Below are 16,177 nucleotides of genomic sequence, written 5' to 3' on the forward strand. Positions count from 1 at the left end.
CGCGTACCCGCGCGGCCCACCCCGAAAAAATCGGACACTCCGCCGGAAGGCCCGGGGATGTCACACCCGCATTCTTGTTGCCGTTACCGCTTCGTGTCACTCGCCTGTGGATAAGTGGGTGTGAAAAGTCAGCGTCTGTCGCGATTTCGGCACCGCGAGACGCGGTGACGCGTGCGTGAGGTGCGGCGGAGGGCCGGGAAAGCGAGGTGGGCGCGTTCAGGAAACGGAGTGGATCTCGCGCAGCAGGCCGGTGGTCACGTCGAAGACGAACCCGCGCACGTCGTCGGTGTGGAGCAGGAACGGTGAGGTGCGCACCCGCTGCATCGACTGGCGTACGTCCTGGTCGGCGTCCGTGTAGGCCTCGACCGCCCAGACCGGACGCTGGCCCACCTCGCGCTCCAGCTCCTGCCGGAAGTCCTCGGTGAGGGACTCCAGGCCGCAGTTGGTGTGGTGGATGAGGACCACGCTGCGGGTGCCGAGCGCCCGCTGGCTGATGGTCAGCGAGCGGATCACGTCGTCGGTGACCACGCCGCCCGCGTTACGGATGGTGTGGCAGTCGCCGAGCTCCAGGCCGAGCGCCGCGTGCAGGTCGAGACGGGCGTCCATGCAGGCGACCACGGCCACCTGGAGGACGGGGCGCGCGTCCATGCCCGGATCGCGGAAGTCCTCGGCGTACCCGGCGTTCAGGGCGACGAGCCGGTCGGTGACCTGGCCCCCCTCACGGACCGCCGCAGCGGTGGACGTCACGGACTCGGCGGGAGAGTGAGCAGAAGTCGACATGGATACGACGTTAGCCTTCCCGCCTGGCCCGGGCGTGCTGTGAGAGCGGACAAAAAACGTCAACTCGGCTTGTTGTGAGCTAACCCACAAGACGCGCGGGGGTGCACCCGTTCGGGTGAGTTCGCCGCATCCGGACGGGTGGCGCGACTCGCTGCCCGGTTCGTTGATCGTGAATCGATCGAATGGCAGGGTGGACTAAAGTAACGCGAAGTCACCGACCACCGCCGTATCCACTGCCCCATCGCACCCCCTGCACCTCCTGCATATTCCGTATTTCCCCCGTGATGTGCGGCGTACGTGCGACCCGGCCCTCTCCCGCTCTCGGTCGGCCGACGCCCCTTCCCCGGCGCCGGCGACCTCCCCTTCAGAGCGGGCGGGGACCAGGACGTACGTGCCGGCCGCGCGGGACAGAGCCTGAGAGGGCGCCTTGAGCCAGACCCGACACGTCCCCGTGATGCTCCAGAGGTGTCTGGACCTGTTGGCCCCGGCTCTCCAGGACCCGGCCCACCCGGAACCCGTGGTCGTCGACTGCACCCTCGGCCTCGGCGGCCACAGCGAGGCGCTGCTCGCCTCCTTCCCCACCGCCCGGCTGATCGCCCTGGACCGCGACAAGGAGGCCCTCCGCCTCTCCGGCGAACGGCTCGCCCCCTACGGCGACCGCGCCACCCTCGTCCACGCGGTCTACGACGAGCTCCCCGAGGTCCTCGCACGGCTCGGGATCCCGAAGGTCCAGGGCGTGCTGTTCGACCTCGGCGTCTCCTCCATGCAACTGGACGAGGCCGACCGCGGGTTCGCGTACGCCCAGGACGCCCCGCTCGACATGCGGATGGACCAGAGCACCGGCATGGGCGCCGCCGAGGTGCTCAATACCTATCCGCCCGGCGAACTGGTCCGGATCCTGCGTCAGTACGGCGAGGAGAAGCAGGCCAAGCGGATCGTCTCCGCCGTCGTCCGCGAGCGCGAGAAGGAGCCGTTCAGCAACAGCGCCCGGCTCGTCGAGCTGATCCGCGACGCGCTGCCGCAGGCCGCCAAGCGCACCGGCGGCAACCCCGCGAAGCGGACCTTCCAGGCCCTGCGTATCGAGGTCAACGGCGAGCTGAGCGTCCTGGAGCGGGCCATTCCGGCCGCCGTCCAGTGCCTCGACGTCGGCGGCCGCATCGCCGTGCTGTCCTACCACTCGCTGGAGGACCGGCTGGTCAAGCAGGTCTTCGCGGCCGGCGCCGCCAACACCGCGCCCCCCGGCCTGCCCGTCGTTCCCGAGCGCTACCAGCCCCGGCTGAAGCAGCTCACCCGGGGCGCCGAGCTGCCCGCCGAGGAGGAGGTCGCCGAGAACCGGCGCGCCGCTCCCGCCCGGCTGCGCGGCGCCCAGCGCATCCGCGCGGAGGAGCGATGAGCACCCGCCGTCGCCCGACGCGCAGCGGCCGCCCGGCGCCGGGCGGCAGGGGAGCCGTACGGTGAGCAAACCGGCCGCACCACTGAAGGGGCGGGCCGCGCGGCTCGCCCGGCTGATGCCGTCCACCGGGCCCAGCACGGCGGCCCGTACCCCCTTCGTGCTGCTGGTCGTCCTGCTTCTGGGCGGCGGGCTCATCACCTTGCTCCTGCTGAACTCCGCGCTCAACGAAGGATCGTTCAGGCTCAGCGAGCTGAAGCGGGACACCACCGAACTCACCGACGAGCAGCAGGCGCTCCAGCGCGACGTCGACAGCCGTTCCCAGCCCGACGCCCTGGAACGCCGGGCCCGGGAGCTGGGCATGGTCCCCGGCGGCAGCCCCGCATTCCTGAACCCCGACGGCACGGTCCGCGGCAACCCCACCGAGGCCACCGCCCCGCCGTCGCCGAGCCCCAGCCCCACGCCGAGCCCCAGCGCCCCGGCCGACGCCGGCACCCCCGCCGCCGGGACCCCGGCCGTGCCCTTCGGCTCCGCCTCGCCCTCCGGATCCGTCCCCGCGACCGCCCTCGCGACCGAGCCCGACCCCGCAACCGCGGCGGAGAGCACCCCGCCCCCGACGAGCCCCGGCAGGTGACGCAGTGCCGCCCAAGGAACCGCCGCGCCGCCGCGTACCCGGCCCGGCCCGCCCCCGCAGCGGGGGATCGGGATCCGGCCGCCCCGGCGCGCGCCCACCGGCCCGCCGCCCCCGTTCCTCCCCGGGGCGCACCACCGCGCGCCCAGGCGCACAGCGCTCCCTGCGCCTCGGCAGCCCCCGCCCCCGGCTGCGGCTCGTCAGCCTCGGGCTGACGCTGGTCATGCTGGCCTTCGTGGCCCGCCTGCTCCAGGTCCAGGCCGTCGACGCCAGCGCGTACGCGGCCAAGGCGGAGAAGAACCGCTACCTGGAGTACACGGTCGCCGCCGAGCGCGGCGAGATCACCGACCGCAAGGGCGTCGCGCTCGCCACCAGCGTGGACGCGCACAACATCACGGCCGACCCGAAGATGTTCACGCCCGAGGACAGCAAGGCCCCCGACGCGCCCCAGCAGGCGGCGGCCCTGCTCGCCCCGATCCTGGGCAAGGACGTCGACGAGCTCGTCAAGAAGCTGTCGGCGCCCAAGTCCCGCTACACCGTCCTCGCCTACCGGCAGACCCCCCAGGTCTGGAAGCAGATCAAGGACCTCAAGTCCGTCTTCGCCGAGAAGGCGTACGAGGACAAGCTGAAGGGTGGTCCGGGAGCCGACGTCCTGGCCGGCGTCCTCCAGGTGCCCACCACCAAGCGCGTCTACCCCAACGGAGATCTCGCCGCCGGGATACTGGGATTCGTCAGCGCCGACGGCAAGGGCGGCGGCGGCCTCGAATCGCAGCTCGACAAGGAACTCGCCGGCGAGGACGGCATGATCCGCTACGCCCAGGCCGGCGGCCGCCGGGTCCCCACCGCGGGCAGCAGCGAGATCCCGGCCGTGCCCGGCTCCGACATCGAGCTGACCATCGACCGCGACATCCAGTGGGCCGCCCAGAAGGCCATCAGCGACCAGGTCGAGAAGTCCAAGGCCGACCGCGGCTACGTCATCGTCCAGAACACGCGGACCGGCGAGCTGCTGGCCATGGCCAACGCCCCCGGCTACGACCCCAACGACCTCTCCCAGGCGACCTCCGCCTCTCTCGGCAACGCCGCCCTCCAGGACGTGTACGAGCCCGGCTCCACCAGCAAGGTCATGTCCATGGCCGCCGTCCTGGAGGAGAAGGCCGCCACACCCGGCACCCACGTCACCGTCCCCAACCGGTTGCACCGCGGCGACCGGCTCTTCAAGGACGACGTGGACCACCCCACCTGGTACCTCACGCTCAACGGGGTCCTCGCCAAGTCCAGCAACATCGGCACCATCCTGGCGACGGGTCAGCTCGGCAAGACCCAGGCGGAGTCCAACCGGGTCCTCTACTCCTACCTGCGCAAGTTCGGCCTCGGCTCCAAGACCGGGCTCGGCTACCCCGGGGAGTCGCCGGGACTGCTGGCCCACCCCAAGGACTGGTCGACCTCGCAGCAGTACACGATCCCCTTCGGCCAGGGCCTCTCGCTCAACGCCGTCCAGGCCGCCTCGGTCTACTCCACCATCGCCAACGGCGGCGTACGGATCGCCCCCACCCTCGTCCGCGGCGCCAAGGGCTCCGACGGGCGCTTCACGGCCGCCGAGGCCCCCGAGGAGAACCGGGTGGTCAGCGAGAAGACCGCCAAGACCCTGGCGACGATGCTGGAGTCCGTCGTCGACGATCGGGAAGGGACCGGCACCAAGGCCGCCATCCCCGGCTACCGGGTCGCGGGCAAGACCGGCACCGCCAACCGCGTCGACCCCGTCCGCGGCGTCTACAAGGGCTACACCGCCTCCTTCGCGGGCTTCGCCCCCGCCGACAACCCACAGGTCACCGTCTACTGCGCGATCCAGAACCCCACCAAGGGCAGCTACTTCGGCGGCCAGATCTGCGGCCCGATCTACAAGCAGGTCATGGAGTTCGCGCTCAAGACGCTCCAGACCCCACCGTCCGGCAGCGAGCCGCCCCGGCTGCCGGTGTCCTTCAAACCCGGCGAGTGAACACGGGGATGCGCGAGCATCTCCTCCAAGGGAACCCTCAGTGACAACCATCACCCCCGATCCAGGGAACCGGAACGAGAACCGCCGGAACCAAGGTCCCTCGCTTCGCGAGACGCCGCACCGGCCCGGTACGCTCACCGCCGTGCCCCACGCTGATCAGTCCCAAACCTCTCAGAAGGACGCGCCTGTGACCTACCCGGGAGCGCCCCGACCGGACCGGCTCCGGCCCACCCCTCTCGGCGAGCTGGCAGACCGGCTCGGCGTAGAAACGGCCGGGACCGGTGAGGTCACCGGCATCACCCACGACTCACGGGCCGTGCGACCCGGAGACGTGTACGCGGCCCTGCCCGGCGCCCGCTTCCACGGCGCCGACTTCGCGGCCCAGGCAGCCGGCCTCGGCGCCGCCGCCGTCCTCACCGACCCCGCCGGCGCCGAACGCGCCGCGGCCACCGGCCTGCCGGTGCTGGTCACCGAGGACCCGCGCGCCGTCATGGGCGAGCTGGCAGCCGACATCTACGGGCGGCCCGGCATCGGCCTGCTCCAGCTCGGCATCACCGGCACCTCGGGCAAGACCACCACCGCGTACCTCGTCGAGGGCGGACTGCGCGCCGCCGGACGCCCCACCGGGCTGATCGGCACCGTCGAGATGCGGATCGGCGACGAGCGCATCAAGTCCGAGCGCACCACCCCAGAAGCCACCGACCTCCAGGCCCTGTTCGCCGTCATGCGCGAACGCGGCGTCGAGGCCGTCGCGATGGAGGTCTCCAGCCACGCCCTGGTGCTCGGCCGGGTCGACGGCTGCGTCTTCGACGTCGCCGTCTTCAACAACCTCAGCCCGGAGCACATGGAGTTCCACTCCGGCATGGAGGACTACTTCCAGGCCAAGGCCCAGCTGTTCACCCCCGAACGCAGCCACCGCGGCGTCGTGAACTTCGACGACGAGTACGGCCGCAGGCTCCTGACCGAGTCCGGGGTGCCGGTCACCAGCTTCTCCGTCGAGGGCCACCCGGACGCCGACTGGCACGCCGAGGACGTCGAGGTCGGACCGCAGGACAGCACCTTCACCGCCGTCGGCCCGAAGGGCGAGCGGATCACCGCCCGCGCCCCGCTGCCCGGCCCGTTCAACGTCGCGAACACCCTCGCCGCCATCGTCACGCTGGCCGTCGCGGGCGTCGACCCGCAGACCGCCGCCGACGGCATCGCGGCCGTCCCCGGGGTCCCCGGCCGGCTGGAGCGGGTGGACGCCGGACAGCCCTACCTCGCCGTCGTCGACTACGCGCACAAGACCGACGCCGTCGAGTCCGTACTGCGCTCCCTGCGCAAGGTCACCGAGGGCAAGGTGCACATCGTCCTCGGCTGCGGCGGCGACCGCGACACCACCAAGCGCGGCCCGATGGGCGCGGCAGCCGCCCGGCTCGCCGACACCGCCGTGCTGACCTCCGACAACCCCCGCTCCGAGGACCCCCTCGCGATCCTCGCCGCGATGCTCTCCGGCGCCGCCGAAGTGCCCGTCCACGAGCGCGGCGACGTGCTGGTCGACGCCGACCGCGCCTCGGCCATCGCCGCCGCCGTCGCCCGCGCGGAGGCGGGCGACACCGTCCTCGTCGCGGGCAAGGGGCACGAACAGGGCCAGGACATCCACGGGGTGGTACGCGCCTTCGACGACCGCAAGGTCCTGCACGCAGCCATCGAGCGGTCCCTGACGCGCCCCGGCGCCGCGGACCGTGCCCCTCACCTCGAGAACAACAGTCAGGGATGACCAAGTGATCACCCTTTCCCTCGCCGAGATCGCCGAAATCGTCGGCGGGCAGCCGTACGACATACCGGATCCGGCAGTCACCGTGACCGGACCCGTCGTCATCGACTCCCGCGAGGTCGCGCCAGGCAGCCTGTTCGCCGCGTTCGCCGGCGAACGGGTCGACGGCCACGACTACGCCCGGCGCGCCGTCGAGACGGGCGCCGCGGCCGTCCTGGCGGCCCGCCCCGTCGGCGTTCCGGCGATCGTCGTGGACGACGTCGTCGGCGCGCTCGGCGCCCTCGCCCGCGCCGTGGTCGAACGCCTCGGCACCACCGTCGTCGGGCTCACCGGATCCGCCGGCAAGACGTCCACCAAGGACCTGATCGCGCAGCTCCTCCAGCGCAAGGGCCCGACCGTCTGGACGCCCGGCTCCCTCAACAACGAGATCGGCCTGCCGGTCACGGCGCTGACCGCCACCGCCGAGACCGAGCACCTGGTCCTGGAGATGGGGGCCCGCGGCGTCGGCCACATCCACTACCTGGCCAACCTCACCCCGCCCCGCATCGGCCTCGTCCTGAACGTCGGCTCCGCGCACCTCGGCGAGTTCGGCAGCCGGGAGGCCATCGCCCAGGCCAAGGGCGAGCTGGTCGAGGTCCTGCCCGAGGACGGCTGCGCCGTGCTCAACGCGGACGACCCGCTCGTCCGCGCCATGGCCTCGCGCACCCAGGCCCGGGTGCTGCTCTTCGGAGAAGCCCCGGAAGCGGACGTACGGGGCGAGAAGGTCAGAATGACCGCCGACGGGCGGCCCGCCTTCGAGCTCCACACACCCACCGGGTGCAGCGACGTGACCATGCGCCTGTACGGTGAGCACCACGTGTCGAACGCGCTCGCCGCGGCCGCCGTCGCCCATGAGTTGGGCATGTCCGTGACCGAGATCGCCGAGGCGCTCTCGGAGGCGGGCACCCTCTCCCGCTGGCGCATGGAGGTCACCGAGCGTCCGGACGGTGTGACGGTCGTCAACGACGCCTACAACGCGAACCCCGAATCCATGAGAGCCGCACTGCGTGCGCTGGCTGCCATGGGCCAGGCCCGAGGGGCCGACGGGGGACGCACCTGGGCGGTGCTCGGTCAGATGGCCGAGCTCGGTGACGCGTCGCTCGCCGAGCACGACGCGGTCGGACGGCTCGCCGTCCGGCTCAACGTCAGCAAGCTCGTAGCTGTCGGGGGGAGAGAAGCCTCCTGGCTGCAACTGGGCGCATATAACGAGGGTTCGTGGGGTGAGGAGTCGGTGCACGTGTCCGACGCACAGGCGGCCGTCGACCTGTTGCGCAGTGAACTGCGCCCGGGAGACGTCGTGCTGGTGAAGGCGTCCCGGTCGGTCGGCCTGGAGAAGGTCGCCCAGGCACTGCTGGAGAACTCGACCGAGGGCGAGGTCGCCGGCCGATGAGGCAGATCCTCTTCGCGGGGGCCATCGGGCTCTTCCTGACCCTGGTCGGTACCCCGCTGCTGATCAAGCTGCTGGCCCGCAAGGGATACGGGCAGTTCATCCGGGACGACGGCCCGCGCACGCACGGCAGCAAGAAGGGCACGCCCACGATGGGCGGCATCGCCTTCATCCTGGCGACGATCATCGCGTACCTCCTCGCGAAGGTCATCACGGGTGAGGACATCCGCTACTCCGGCGTCCTCGTGCTGTTCCTCATGGCAGGGATGGGCCTCGTCGGGTTCCTCGACGACTACATCAAGATCGTCAAGCAGCGTTCGCTCGGTCTGCGGGCCAAGGCGAAGATGGCGGGACAGCTGATCGTCGGCATCGCCTTCGCGGTGCTCTCGCTCCAGTTCCCCAACTCCGCGGGCAGCACCCCGGCCTCCGACCGGCTCTCCTTCGTGGAGGACTTCGGCTGGTCCATCGGCCCGGTGCTGTTCTGCGTCTGGGCACTGTTCATGATCCTCGCCATGTCCAACGGCGTGAACCTCACCGACGGCCTCGACGGTCTGGCCACCGGCGCCTCCGTCATGGTCTTCGGCGCCTACACCTTCATCGGCCTCTGGCAGTTCCAGGAGTCCTGCGCCAACGCGGACAAGCTGACCAACCCGAGCGCCTGTTTCGAGGTACGCGACCCGCTCGACCTCGCCGTCGTCGCCGCCGCCCTGATGGGCGCCTGCTTCGGCTTCCTCTGGTGGAACACCTCGCCCGCCAAGATCTTCATGGGCGACACCGGCTCGCTCGCCCTCGGCGGCGCGATCGCTGGCCTCGCGATCCTCTCCCGCACCGAGCTCCTGATGGCCGTCCTCGGCGGCCTCTTCGTGATGATCACCATGTCCGTGGTCATCCAGGTCGGTTCGTTCAAGATGACCGGCAAGCGGGTCTTCCGGATGGCGCCCCTCCAGCACCACTTCGAACTCAAGGGGTGGTCCGAAGTCCTTGTCGTGGTCCGCTTCTGGATCATCCAGGGCATGTGCGTCATCGTCGGCCTCGGCCTCTTCTACGCGGGATGGGCAGCCAAGAAGTGAGCAGCACCGTGGACTGGCAGGGCAAGCACGTCACCGTCGCCGGGCTCGGCGTCAGCGGGATCCCCGCGGCCCGCGCCCTGCACGAGCGCGGCGCGCTCGTCACCGTCGTCAACGACGGAGACGACGAGCGCGCCCGCGCGCAGGCGGCCGAACTGGAGGCGCTCGGCGTCACCGTGCGCCTCGGCGACGGCGCGACCCTGCCGCCCTCCACGGAACTCGTCGTCACCGCCCCCGGCTGGCAGCCGGACAAGCCGCTCTTCCTGGCTGCCGCCGAGGCGGGCGTCCCGGTCTGGGGCGACGTCGAACTGGCCTGGCGCCTGCGCGGGACCAACGGCCGCGAGCCCGCCCCCTGGCTCGCGGTCACCGGCACCAACGGCAAGACCACGACCGTACGGATGCTGGCCTCGATCCTTCAGGCCGCGGGCCTGCGCACCGCGGCCGTCGGCAACATCGGGGTATCCCTGCTGGACGCGGTGCTCGGCGAGACCGAGTACGACGTCCTCGCCGTCGAACTCTCCAGCTACCAACTGCACTGGGCGCCCTCCTTGCGCGCCCACTCCGCCGCCGTCCTCAACCTGGCCCCGGACCACCTCGACTGGCACGGCTCGATGGCGGCGTACGCCGCGGACAAGGGCCGCGTCTACGAGGGCAACACGGTCGCCTGTGTCTACAACGCGGCCGACCCGGCCACCGAGGACCTGGTGCGCGAGGCGGACGTCGAAGAGGGCTGCCGGGCCATCGGCTTCACCCTCGGCGCCCCCGGCCCCTCGCAGCTCGGCGTGGTCGACGGCATCCTCGTCGACCGGGCCTTCGTCGCCAACCGCCAGAAGCAGGCCCAGGAACTGGCCGAGGTCACCGACGTCAACCCGCCGGCCCCGCACAACATCGCCAACGCACTCGCCGCCGCCGCTCTCGCCCGCGCCTTCGGCGTGGAACCGGCCGCGGTCCGCGACGGACTGCGCGCCTTCCGGCCGGACGCCCACCGCATCGAACACGTCGCGGACATCGGCGAAGTCGCTTACGTGGACGACTCGAAGGCCACCAACACCCATGCCACCGAGGCCTCCCTCGCCGCCTACGACTCCATCGTCTGGATCGCGGGCGGACTGGCGAAGGGCGCCACGTTCGACGAGCTGGTCACCGGCGCGGCGAAGCGGCTGCGCGGGGTCGTGCTGATCGGCGCCGACCGGGCGCTGATCCACGAAGCCCTGACGCGACACGCCCCCGAAGTCCCGGTGGTCGACCTCGACCGGACCGACACTGGGGCGATGTCCGAAGCGGTCGCGCGGGCGGCCGAGCTCGCCCGGCCGGGCGATACGGTACTGCTGGCCCCGGCCTGTGCCTCGATGGACATGTTCACCAACTACAACAAGCGGGGCGAGGCGTTCGCGGACGCGGTCCGCGCACGCGCCGACGAGAGCGCCTGACCGACGGGGCCTCCGCGCCCGGGGTCCACGGGCCCCGGGCACGAGCAGTGGAGGGGACAGCGACAATGCCGGCCGACGAGAGATTCGCCGTACGGCGGGACCGCGCGCGGGCCTCGGTTCCCCGCCCCCTCACCGCGACGCCCGCCCTCTCCGGAGTACCGCTGCCCGACGGGCTCGCCCTGCGCGGGCGCCTCGCCACCGGTGCCCGGCGCCCCGAGAAGCCCCGCGGCTCCGGACGCGGCGGCTCGGGACCCCGCCCCCCGCGCACCGGGCGCGGTGGTGGACCCCGCCGTACCTACGAGCGGGCACGACGGGCCTGGGACCGGCCCCTGACCGCCTACTACGTGATCCTCGGCTCCAGCCTCCTGATCACCGTGCTGGGCCTGGTGATGGTCTACTCCGCCTCGATGATCAAGGCGCTGGACATCAGCAAGCCCTCGACGTACTTCTTCGGCAAGCAGTTCCTCGCCGCCGTCATCGGTGGCACGCTGATGCTGATCGCCGCCCGGATGCCGGTGAAGCTCCACCGGGCGCTGGCCTACCCGATACTGATGGTCACCGTCTTCCTGATGATCCTGGTCCAGGTGCCGGGGATAGGGATGTCGGTCAACGGCAACCAGAACTGGCTCTACCTGGGCGGCCCGTTCCAGCTCCAGCCCAGCGAGTTCGGCAAGCTGGCCCTCATCCTGTGGGGGGCGGACCTCCTGGCCCGCAAGCAGGACAAGCGGTTGCTGGCGCAGTGGAAGCACATGCTCGTACCGCTCGTGCCGGTCGCCTTCATGCTGCTCGGACTGATCATGCTCGGCGGCGACATGGGAACCGCGATCATTCTCACGGCGATCCTGTTCGGTCTGCTCTGGCTGGCGGGCGCTCCCACCCGGCTGTTCGCCGGGGTGCTCGGCTTCGCCGCCGTCATCGCGTTCCTGCTGATCAGGATGAGCCCGAACCGGATGTCCCGGCTCGCCTGCATGGGCGTGAGCGAGCCCGATCCGGAGGGCGGCTGCTGGCAGGCCGCACACGGGATCTATGCTCTGGCGTCCGGCGGATGGTTCGGTTCCGGACTGGGGGCGAGTGTGGAAAAATGGGGTCAACTCCCGGAACCTCACACCGACTTCATCTTCGCCATCACCGGTGAGGAACTGGGTCTGGCGGGGACGCTGTCCGTGCTCGCCCTGTTCGCGGCTCTAGGCTATGCGGGTATCCGCGTGGCCGGACGCACGGAGGACCCCTTCGTGAGGTTTGCCGCGGGAGGCGTGACCACGTGGATCACGGCCCAGGCCGTGATCAACATCGGTGCGGTGCTCGGTCTGTTGCCGATCGCCGGGGTGCCGCTCCCGCTGTTCTCCTACGGGGGGTCGGCCCTGCTGCCGACGATGTTCGCGGTCGGGCTGATGATCGCCTTCGCACGGGAGGACCCAGCCGCCAAGGCGGCCCTGGCCATGCGGAAGCCCGGGGTGAGATGGAAGACGATGAGACGGCGCGTCAAGAAGCGTCCGTCCGGAGAGCGGTGAATTTCGGTGCATGTCGTACTCGCCGGCGGGGGGACCGCCGGACACATCGAGCCCGCGCTTGCCCTCGCAGACGCCCTGCGCAGGCAGGACCCGACCGTGGGAATCACTGCCCTCGGCACGGAACGCGGACTGGAGACCAGGCTCGTGCCCGAGCGGGGGTACGAGCTGGCGCTCATTCCCGCCGTGCCACTGCCCCGTAAACCCACACCCGAACTGATCACCGTCCCGGGCCGGCTGCGCGGCACCATCAAGGCCGCCGAGCAGATCCTGGAGCGCACCAAGGCGGACTGCGTGGTCGGCTTCGGCGGCTACGTCGCGCTGCCCGGCTACCTGGCGGCCAAGCGGGCCGGTGTGCCGATCGTGGTCCACGAGGCCAACGCCCGCCCGGGCCTGGCCAACAAGATCGGTTCGCGGTACGCCCACGGGGTCGCCGTCTCCACCCCCGACAGCAAGCTGCGCGGCGCCCGCTACATCGGCATCCCGCTGCGCCGCACCATCGCCACCCTGGACCGCGCCCGGGTCCGCCCGGAGGCCCGCGCCTCCTTCGGCCTCGACCCCAACCTGCCCACGCTGCTGGTCTCCGGCGGCTCGCAGGGCGCACGCCACCTCAACGAGGTGGTCCAGCGGGTCGCGCCGCTGCTCCAGCGCTCCGGGATCCAGATCCTCCATGTGGTCGGCCCGAAAAACGAATTGCCGCGTATCGACAACATGCCCGGGATGCCGCCCTACATCCCGGTACCGTACGTGGACCGGATGGACCTCGCGTACGCCGCGGCCGACATGATGCTCTGCCGCGCGGGCGCGATGACCGTCGCCGAACTCTCCGCCGTCGGGCTCCCCGCCGCCTACGTCCCGCTGCCCATCGGCAACGGCGAGCAGCGGCTCAACGCCCAGCCGGTGGTCAACGCCGGCGGCGGCCTGCTGGTGGACGACGCGGCGCTCACCCCGGAGTGGGTGCAGGGCAACGTCCTGCCGGTACTGTCGGACCCTCACCGGCTGTACGAAATGTCCCGCGCCGCGGCCGAGTTCGGCCGGCGCGACGCCGACGACCTGCTCGTCGGCATGGTGTACGAAGCGATTGCCGCGCGCCGCTAGGCGCCCGGCGCGATGCGGTGCGGACCCGGGGCGGGCGCCCCGGGTCCGTCGAAGGAGCGAGCGTGGCCGGACCGACGACCGCCCAGCGCGGCGCACCCGGGCGGGCGGACACCTCCGCCGGCCCGCCGCACAGCGGCCCCGAGGGGCCCCGGATCGGCCGCCGCACCCTGCTGATCCTGATCGGCGTCGCGGTCGCCCTGCTCACCGCGTTCGTGATCTGGGTGCTCTACGGCTCCTCCTGGCTCCGTGTCGAGAAGGTCAGCACGAGCGGCGTCGAGGTGCTGACCCGCGAAGAAGTGGAAGCGGTTGCCGCCACTCCGATCGGCGCCCCGCTGGTCTCCGTGGACACCGGTGCCATGGAGCGCCGGTTGCGCCAGAAGTTGCCTCGTATCGACACAGTTGATGTCGTTCGGTCCTGGCCGGACGGCATCGGCCTTAAGGTGACCGAACGGAAGCCGGTCCTGCTGGTCGAAAAGGGCGGCGCGTTCGTGGAAGTGGATGCCGAGGGCGTGCGCTTCGCCACCGTGGACAAGGCGCCGAAGGGCGTGCCCCTGCTGGAGCTGACTCCCGAACCGTCCGCGAGCCTTCGCCGCTTCGGCGGTGACGGTCTGTTGCGGGAAGCGGTCCGGGTCGCCGGCGACCTTCCGGCAGGTGTGGCCGAGGACACCGAGACCGTACGGGTCACCTCGTACGATGCGATCTCCTTGCTGCTCACCCGGGATCGTGTGGTGACCTGGGGGAGTGGTGAAGACGGGGCGGTGAAGGCACGCGTGCTCACCGCACTCATGAAAGCGGCTCCCAAAGCGGGACAGTTCGACGTAAGCGCTCCCACCGCCCCGGCGGTATCGACGAGTTGACGGGTATTTGTGCTGGCCAGCACCCTGGTTGGTCAGCGCTACGGGTGATCACATAGGGTGAAAAGAAAAACGGGAGGTTCGGCGTGTTCGTTGAACGTGCGCCACTTGTCGACTTAGTGTCCTGTTCGGAAGAGTCCAGGAAGCAGACACACTGGTAACCCTAAACTTCAACGTTAGGGTTTGGGTCGGCGTTCGGACCGTCCCCATCGACATCAGTCGTCGCCGCGGAGCTACCGCAGAGCGACGACACGTAACTCGAGGCGAGAGGCCTTCGACGTGGCAGCACCGCAGAACTACCTCGCAGTCATCAAGGTCATCGGTGTCGGCGGCGGTGGTGTCAATGCCATCAACCGAATGATCGAGGTCGGTCTCAAGGGCGTCGAGTTCATCGCGATCAACACGGACGCACAAGCCCTGTTGATGAGCGACGCCGACGTCAAGCTCGACGTCGGCCGCGAACTCACCCGGGGCCTCGGCGCCGGGGCGAACCCGGCCGTCGGTCGTAAGGCGGCAGAGGACCACCGTGAGGAGATCGAGGAGGTCCTCAAGGGGGCCGACATGGTCTTCGTCACCGCCGGAGAAGGCGGCGGCACCGGCACCGGCGGCGCACCCGTCGTCGCCAACATCGCGCGCTCGCTCGGCGCCCTGACGATCGGCGTGGTCACCCGCCCGTTCACCTTCGAGGGCCGGCGACGCGCAAACCAGGCGGAGGACGGCATCGCCGAACTCCGCGAAGAGGTCGACACCCTCATCGTCATTCCCAACGACCGACTGCTGTCCATCTCGGACCGCCAGGTCAGCGTGCTCGACGCCTTCAAGTCGGCCGACCAGGTGCTGCTCTCGGGTGTGCAGGGCATCACCGACCTCATCACCACCCCGGGTCTGATCAACCTCGACTTCGCCGACGTCAAGTCGGTCATGTCCGAGGCCGGATCGGCGCTCATGGGCATCGGCTCGGCGCGCGGCGACGACCGCGCGGTGGCGGCGGCGGAGATGGCGATCTCCTCGCCGCTCCTGGAAGCCTCCATCGACGGCGCCCGCGGTGTCCTCCTCTCCATCTCCGGCGGCAGCGATCTCGGTCTCTTCGAGATCAACGAGGCCGCCCAACTGGTGAGCGAGGCCGCGCATCCCGAGGCCAACATCATCTTCGGCGCCGTCATCGACGACGCCCTGGGCGACGAGGTGCGGGTCACCGTGATCGCGGCGGGCTTCGACGGCGGACAGCCGCCGGCCCGCCGGGAGAACGTCCTCGGCGCGAACAGCAACAAGCGCGAGGAGCCGGCCGCCCCGGCCAGGTCCTCCGCCGAGTCCACGCGCCCGACGGGCGGACTCGGTTCCGTACCTCCGCGCGAGGAGAGCCCGGCTCCGGCCGAGTCCGCCCCCGCGTCGGCTTCGAGTGAGAGCGCGCTCGGGCCGGTCTCGCCGCCGCACGTCCCGCCGGCCCGTCCCTACCAGGACACCCAGGCCGAAGAGCTGGATGTTCCGGACTTCTTGAAGTGATAGCCCATCACCGGACGGCACCCGTCACGGGCAGCGCTCATTTCGCCTTCACCGACCGGTGGGGCGGAGTGAGCGCGGCTCCGTACGGTGAGCTCAACCTCGGCGGCGCGGTCGGCGACGACCCCGCCGCCGTCGGCGCGAACCGGGAGCGCGCGGCCCGACGCCTCGGTCTCGACCCGGCCCACGTCGTCTGGATGAACCAGGTGCACGGCCGGGACGTAGCGGTGGTGGACGGGCCCTGGGGCGCGGACGCGGAGATTCCGGCCGTGGACGCGGTGGTGACCGCCCGGCGCGGACTGGCGCTCGCGGTCCTCACCGCCGACTGCACCCCCGTTCTTCTCGCCGACCCGGTCGCCGGGGTCGTCGGGGCGGCGCACGCCGGGCGGCCGGGGCTGGTCGCCGGAGTCGTTCCGGCGGCGGTCGAGGCCATGGTCGAGCTCGGCGCACACCCCTCCCGGATCACCGCGCACACCGGACCGGCCGTCTGCGGACGGTGCTACGAAGTGCCGGAGGCGATGCGGGCCGAGGTCGCCGAGGCCGTCCCCGGCGCCTGGTCCGAGACCAGCTGGGGAACCCCGGCGGTCGACGTCACCGGCGGAGTCCAAGCCCAGCTCACCGCCCTCGGTGTGACGGACCGGCACTCCTCGCCGTACTGCACCCTGGAATCGGGCGACCACTTCTCGTACCGCCGCGACCGCACCACCGGGCGGCTCGCCGGATATGTCTGGTTGGACTGAT

The 16,177-nt window shown here is 71.1% G+C and carries 13 protein-coding genes; 12 read left to right on the forward strand and 1 reads right to left on the reverse strand.

The window, feature by feature from the left end:
- Positions 1 to 216 precede the first annotated feature (216 nt).
- Positions 217 to 780, reverse strand: a complete 564-nt coding sequence (locus tag D581_RS0112060; protein WP_026290440.1) for a beta-class carbonic anhydrase — start codon at positions 778 to 780, stop codon at positions 217 to 219.
- Between the two features lie 427 nt (positions 781 to 1,207).
- Between D581_RS0112060 and rsmH the strand changes: the two genes are divergently transcribed.
- From rsmH to pgeF, 12 genes are all read left to right on the forward strand, one after another.
- The gene (gene rsmH / locus D581_RS0112065) at positions 1,208 to 2,173 is read left to right on the forward strand and encodes a 16S rRNA (cytosine(1402)-N(4))-methyltransferase RsmH (protein WP_026290441.1); all 966 of its coding nucleotides are present in this window, start codon (positions 1,208 to 1,210) and stop codon (positions 2,171 to 2,173) included.
- Positions 2,174 to 2,234: 61 nt separating this feature from the next.
- Positions 2,235 to 2,804: a cell division protein FtsL gene (ftsL, locus tag D581_RS0112070; RefSeq protein ID WP_018957476.1), complete on the forward strand. Its 570-nt coding sequence runs from the start codon at positions 2,235 to 2,237 to the stop codon at positions 2,802 to 2,804.
- A 4-nt stretch (positions 2,805 to 2,808) separates the two neighbouring features.
- A complete protein-coding gene (locus D581_RS0112075) occupies positions 2,809 to 4,797 on the forward strand; it encodes a peptidoglycan D,D-transpeptidase FtsI family protein (RefSeq protein WP_026290442.1) in 1,989 nt (662 codons plus the stop codon).
- 40 nt (positions 4,798 to 4,837) lie between these two features.
- Positions 4,838 to 6,556: a UDP-N-acetylmuramoyl-L-alanyl-D-glutamate--2,6-diaminopimelate ligase gene (locus D581_RS0112080; RefSeq protein WP_026290443.1), complete on the forward strand. Its 1,719-nt coding sequence runs from the start codon at positions 4,838 to 4,840 to the stop codon at positions 6,554 to 6,556.
- A gap of 4 nt (positions 6,557 to 6,560) precedes the next feature.
- Complete coding sequence (locus tag D581_RS0112085) at positions 6,561 to 7,982, forward strand: UDP-N-acetylmuramoyl-tripeptide--D-alanyl-D-alanine ligase (protein WP_018957479.1); 1,422 nt, start codon at positions 6,561 to 6,563, stop codon at positions 7,980 to 7,982.
- Positions 7,979 to 9,049: a phospho-N-acetylmuramoyl-pentapeptide-transferase gene (gene mraY / locus D581_RS0112090; RefSeq protein ID WP_018957480.1), complete on the forward strand. Its 1,071-nt coding sequence runs from the start codon at positions 7,979 to 7,981 to the stop codon at positions 9,047 to 9,049. The genes D581_RS0112085 and mraY overlap by 4 nt, the downstream gene beginning before the upstream one ends.
- Positions 9,031 to 10,476: a UDP-N-acetylmuramoyl-L-alanine--D-glutamate ligase gene (gene murD / locus D581_RS0112095; RefSeq protein WP_032752683.1), complete on the forward strand. Its 1,446-nt coding sequence runs from the start codon at positions 9,031 to 9,033 to the stop codon at positions 10,474 to 10,476. The genes mraY and murD overlap by 19 nt, the downstream gene beginning before the upstream one ends.
- Before the next feature lie 65 nt (positions 10,477 to 10,541).
- The gene (ftsW, locus tag D581_RS0112100) at positions 10,542 to 11,987 is read left to right on the forward strand and encodes a putative lipid II flippase FtsW (RefSeq protein ID WP_018957482.1); all 1,446 of its coding nucleotides are present in this window, start codon (positions 10,542 to 10,544) and stop codon (positions 11,985 to 11,987) included.
- A 6-nt stretch (positions 11,988 to 11,993) separates the two neighbouring features.
- Positions 11,994 to 13,082 (forward strand): undecaprenyldiphospho-muramoylpentapeptide beta-N-acetylglucosaminyltransferase, encoded by a 1,089-nt coding sequence (gene murG, locus D581_RS0112105; protein WP_007451369.1) that lies wholly within the window; start codon positions 11,994 to 11,996, stop codon positions 13,080 to 13,082.
- A gap of 62 nt (positions 13,083 to 13,144) precedes the next feature.
- Positions 13,145 to 13,939 carry a cell division protein FtsQ/DivIB gene (locus D581_RS0112110; RefSeq protein ID WP_018957483.1) on the forward strand — a complete coding sequence of 265 codons (795 nt, stop codon included), beginning with the start codon at positions 13,145 to 13,147 and terminating at the stop codon, positions 13,937 to 13,939.
- 276 nt (positions 13,940 to 14,215) lie between these two features.
- The gene (gene ftsZ, locus D581_RS0112115) at positions 14,216 to 15,439 is read left to right on the forward strand and encodes a cell division protein FtsZ (RefSeq protein WP_018957484.1); all 1,224 of its coding nucleotides are present in this window, start codon (positions 14,216 to 14,218) and stop codon (positions 15,437 to 15,439) included.
- Complete coding sequence (pgeF, locus tag D581_RS0112120; RefSeq protein ID WP_026290446.1) at positions 15,436 to 16,176, forward strand: peptidoglycan editing factor PgeF; 741 nt, start codon at positions 15,436 to 15,438, stop codon at positions 16,174 to 16,176. The genes ftsZ and pgeF overlap by 4 nt, the downstream gene beginning before the upstream one ends.
- The last annotated feature ends 1 nt before the right edge of the window (position 16,177 follow it).

This window comes from Streptomyces sp. CNB091 (genome assembly GCF_000377965.1).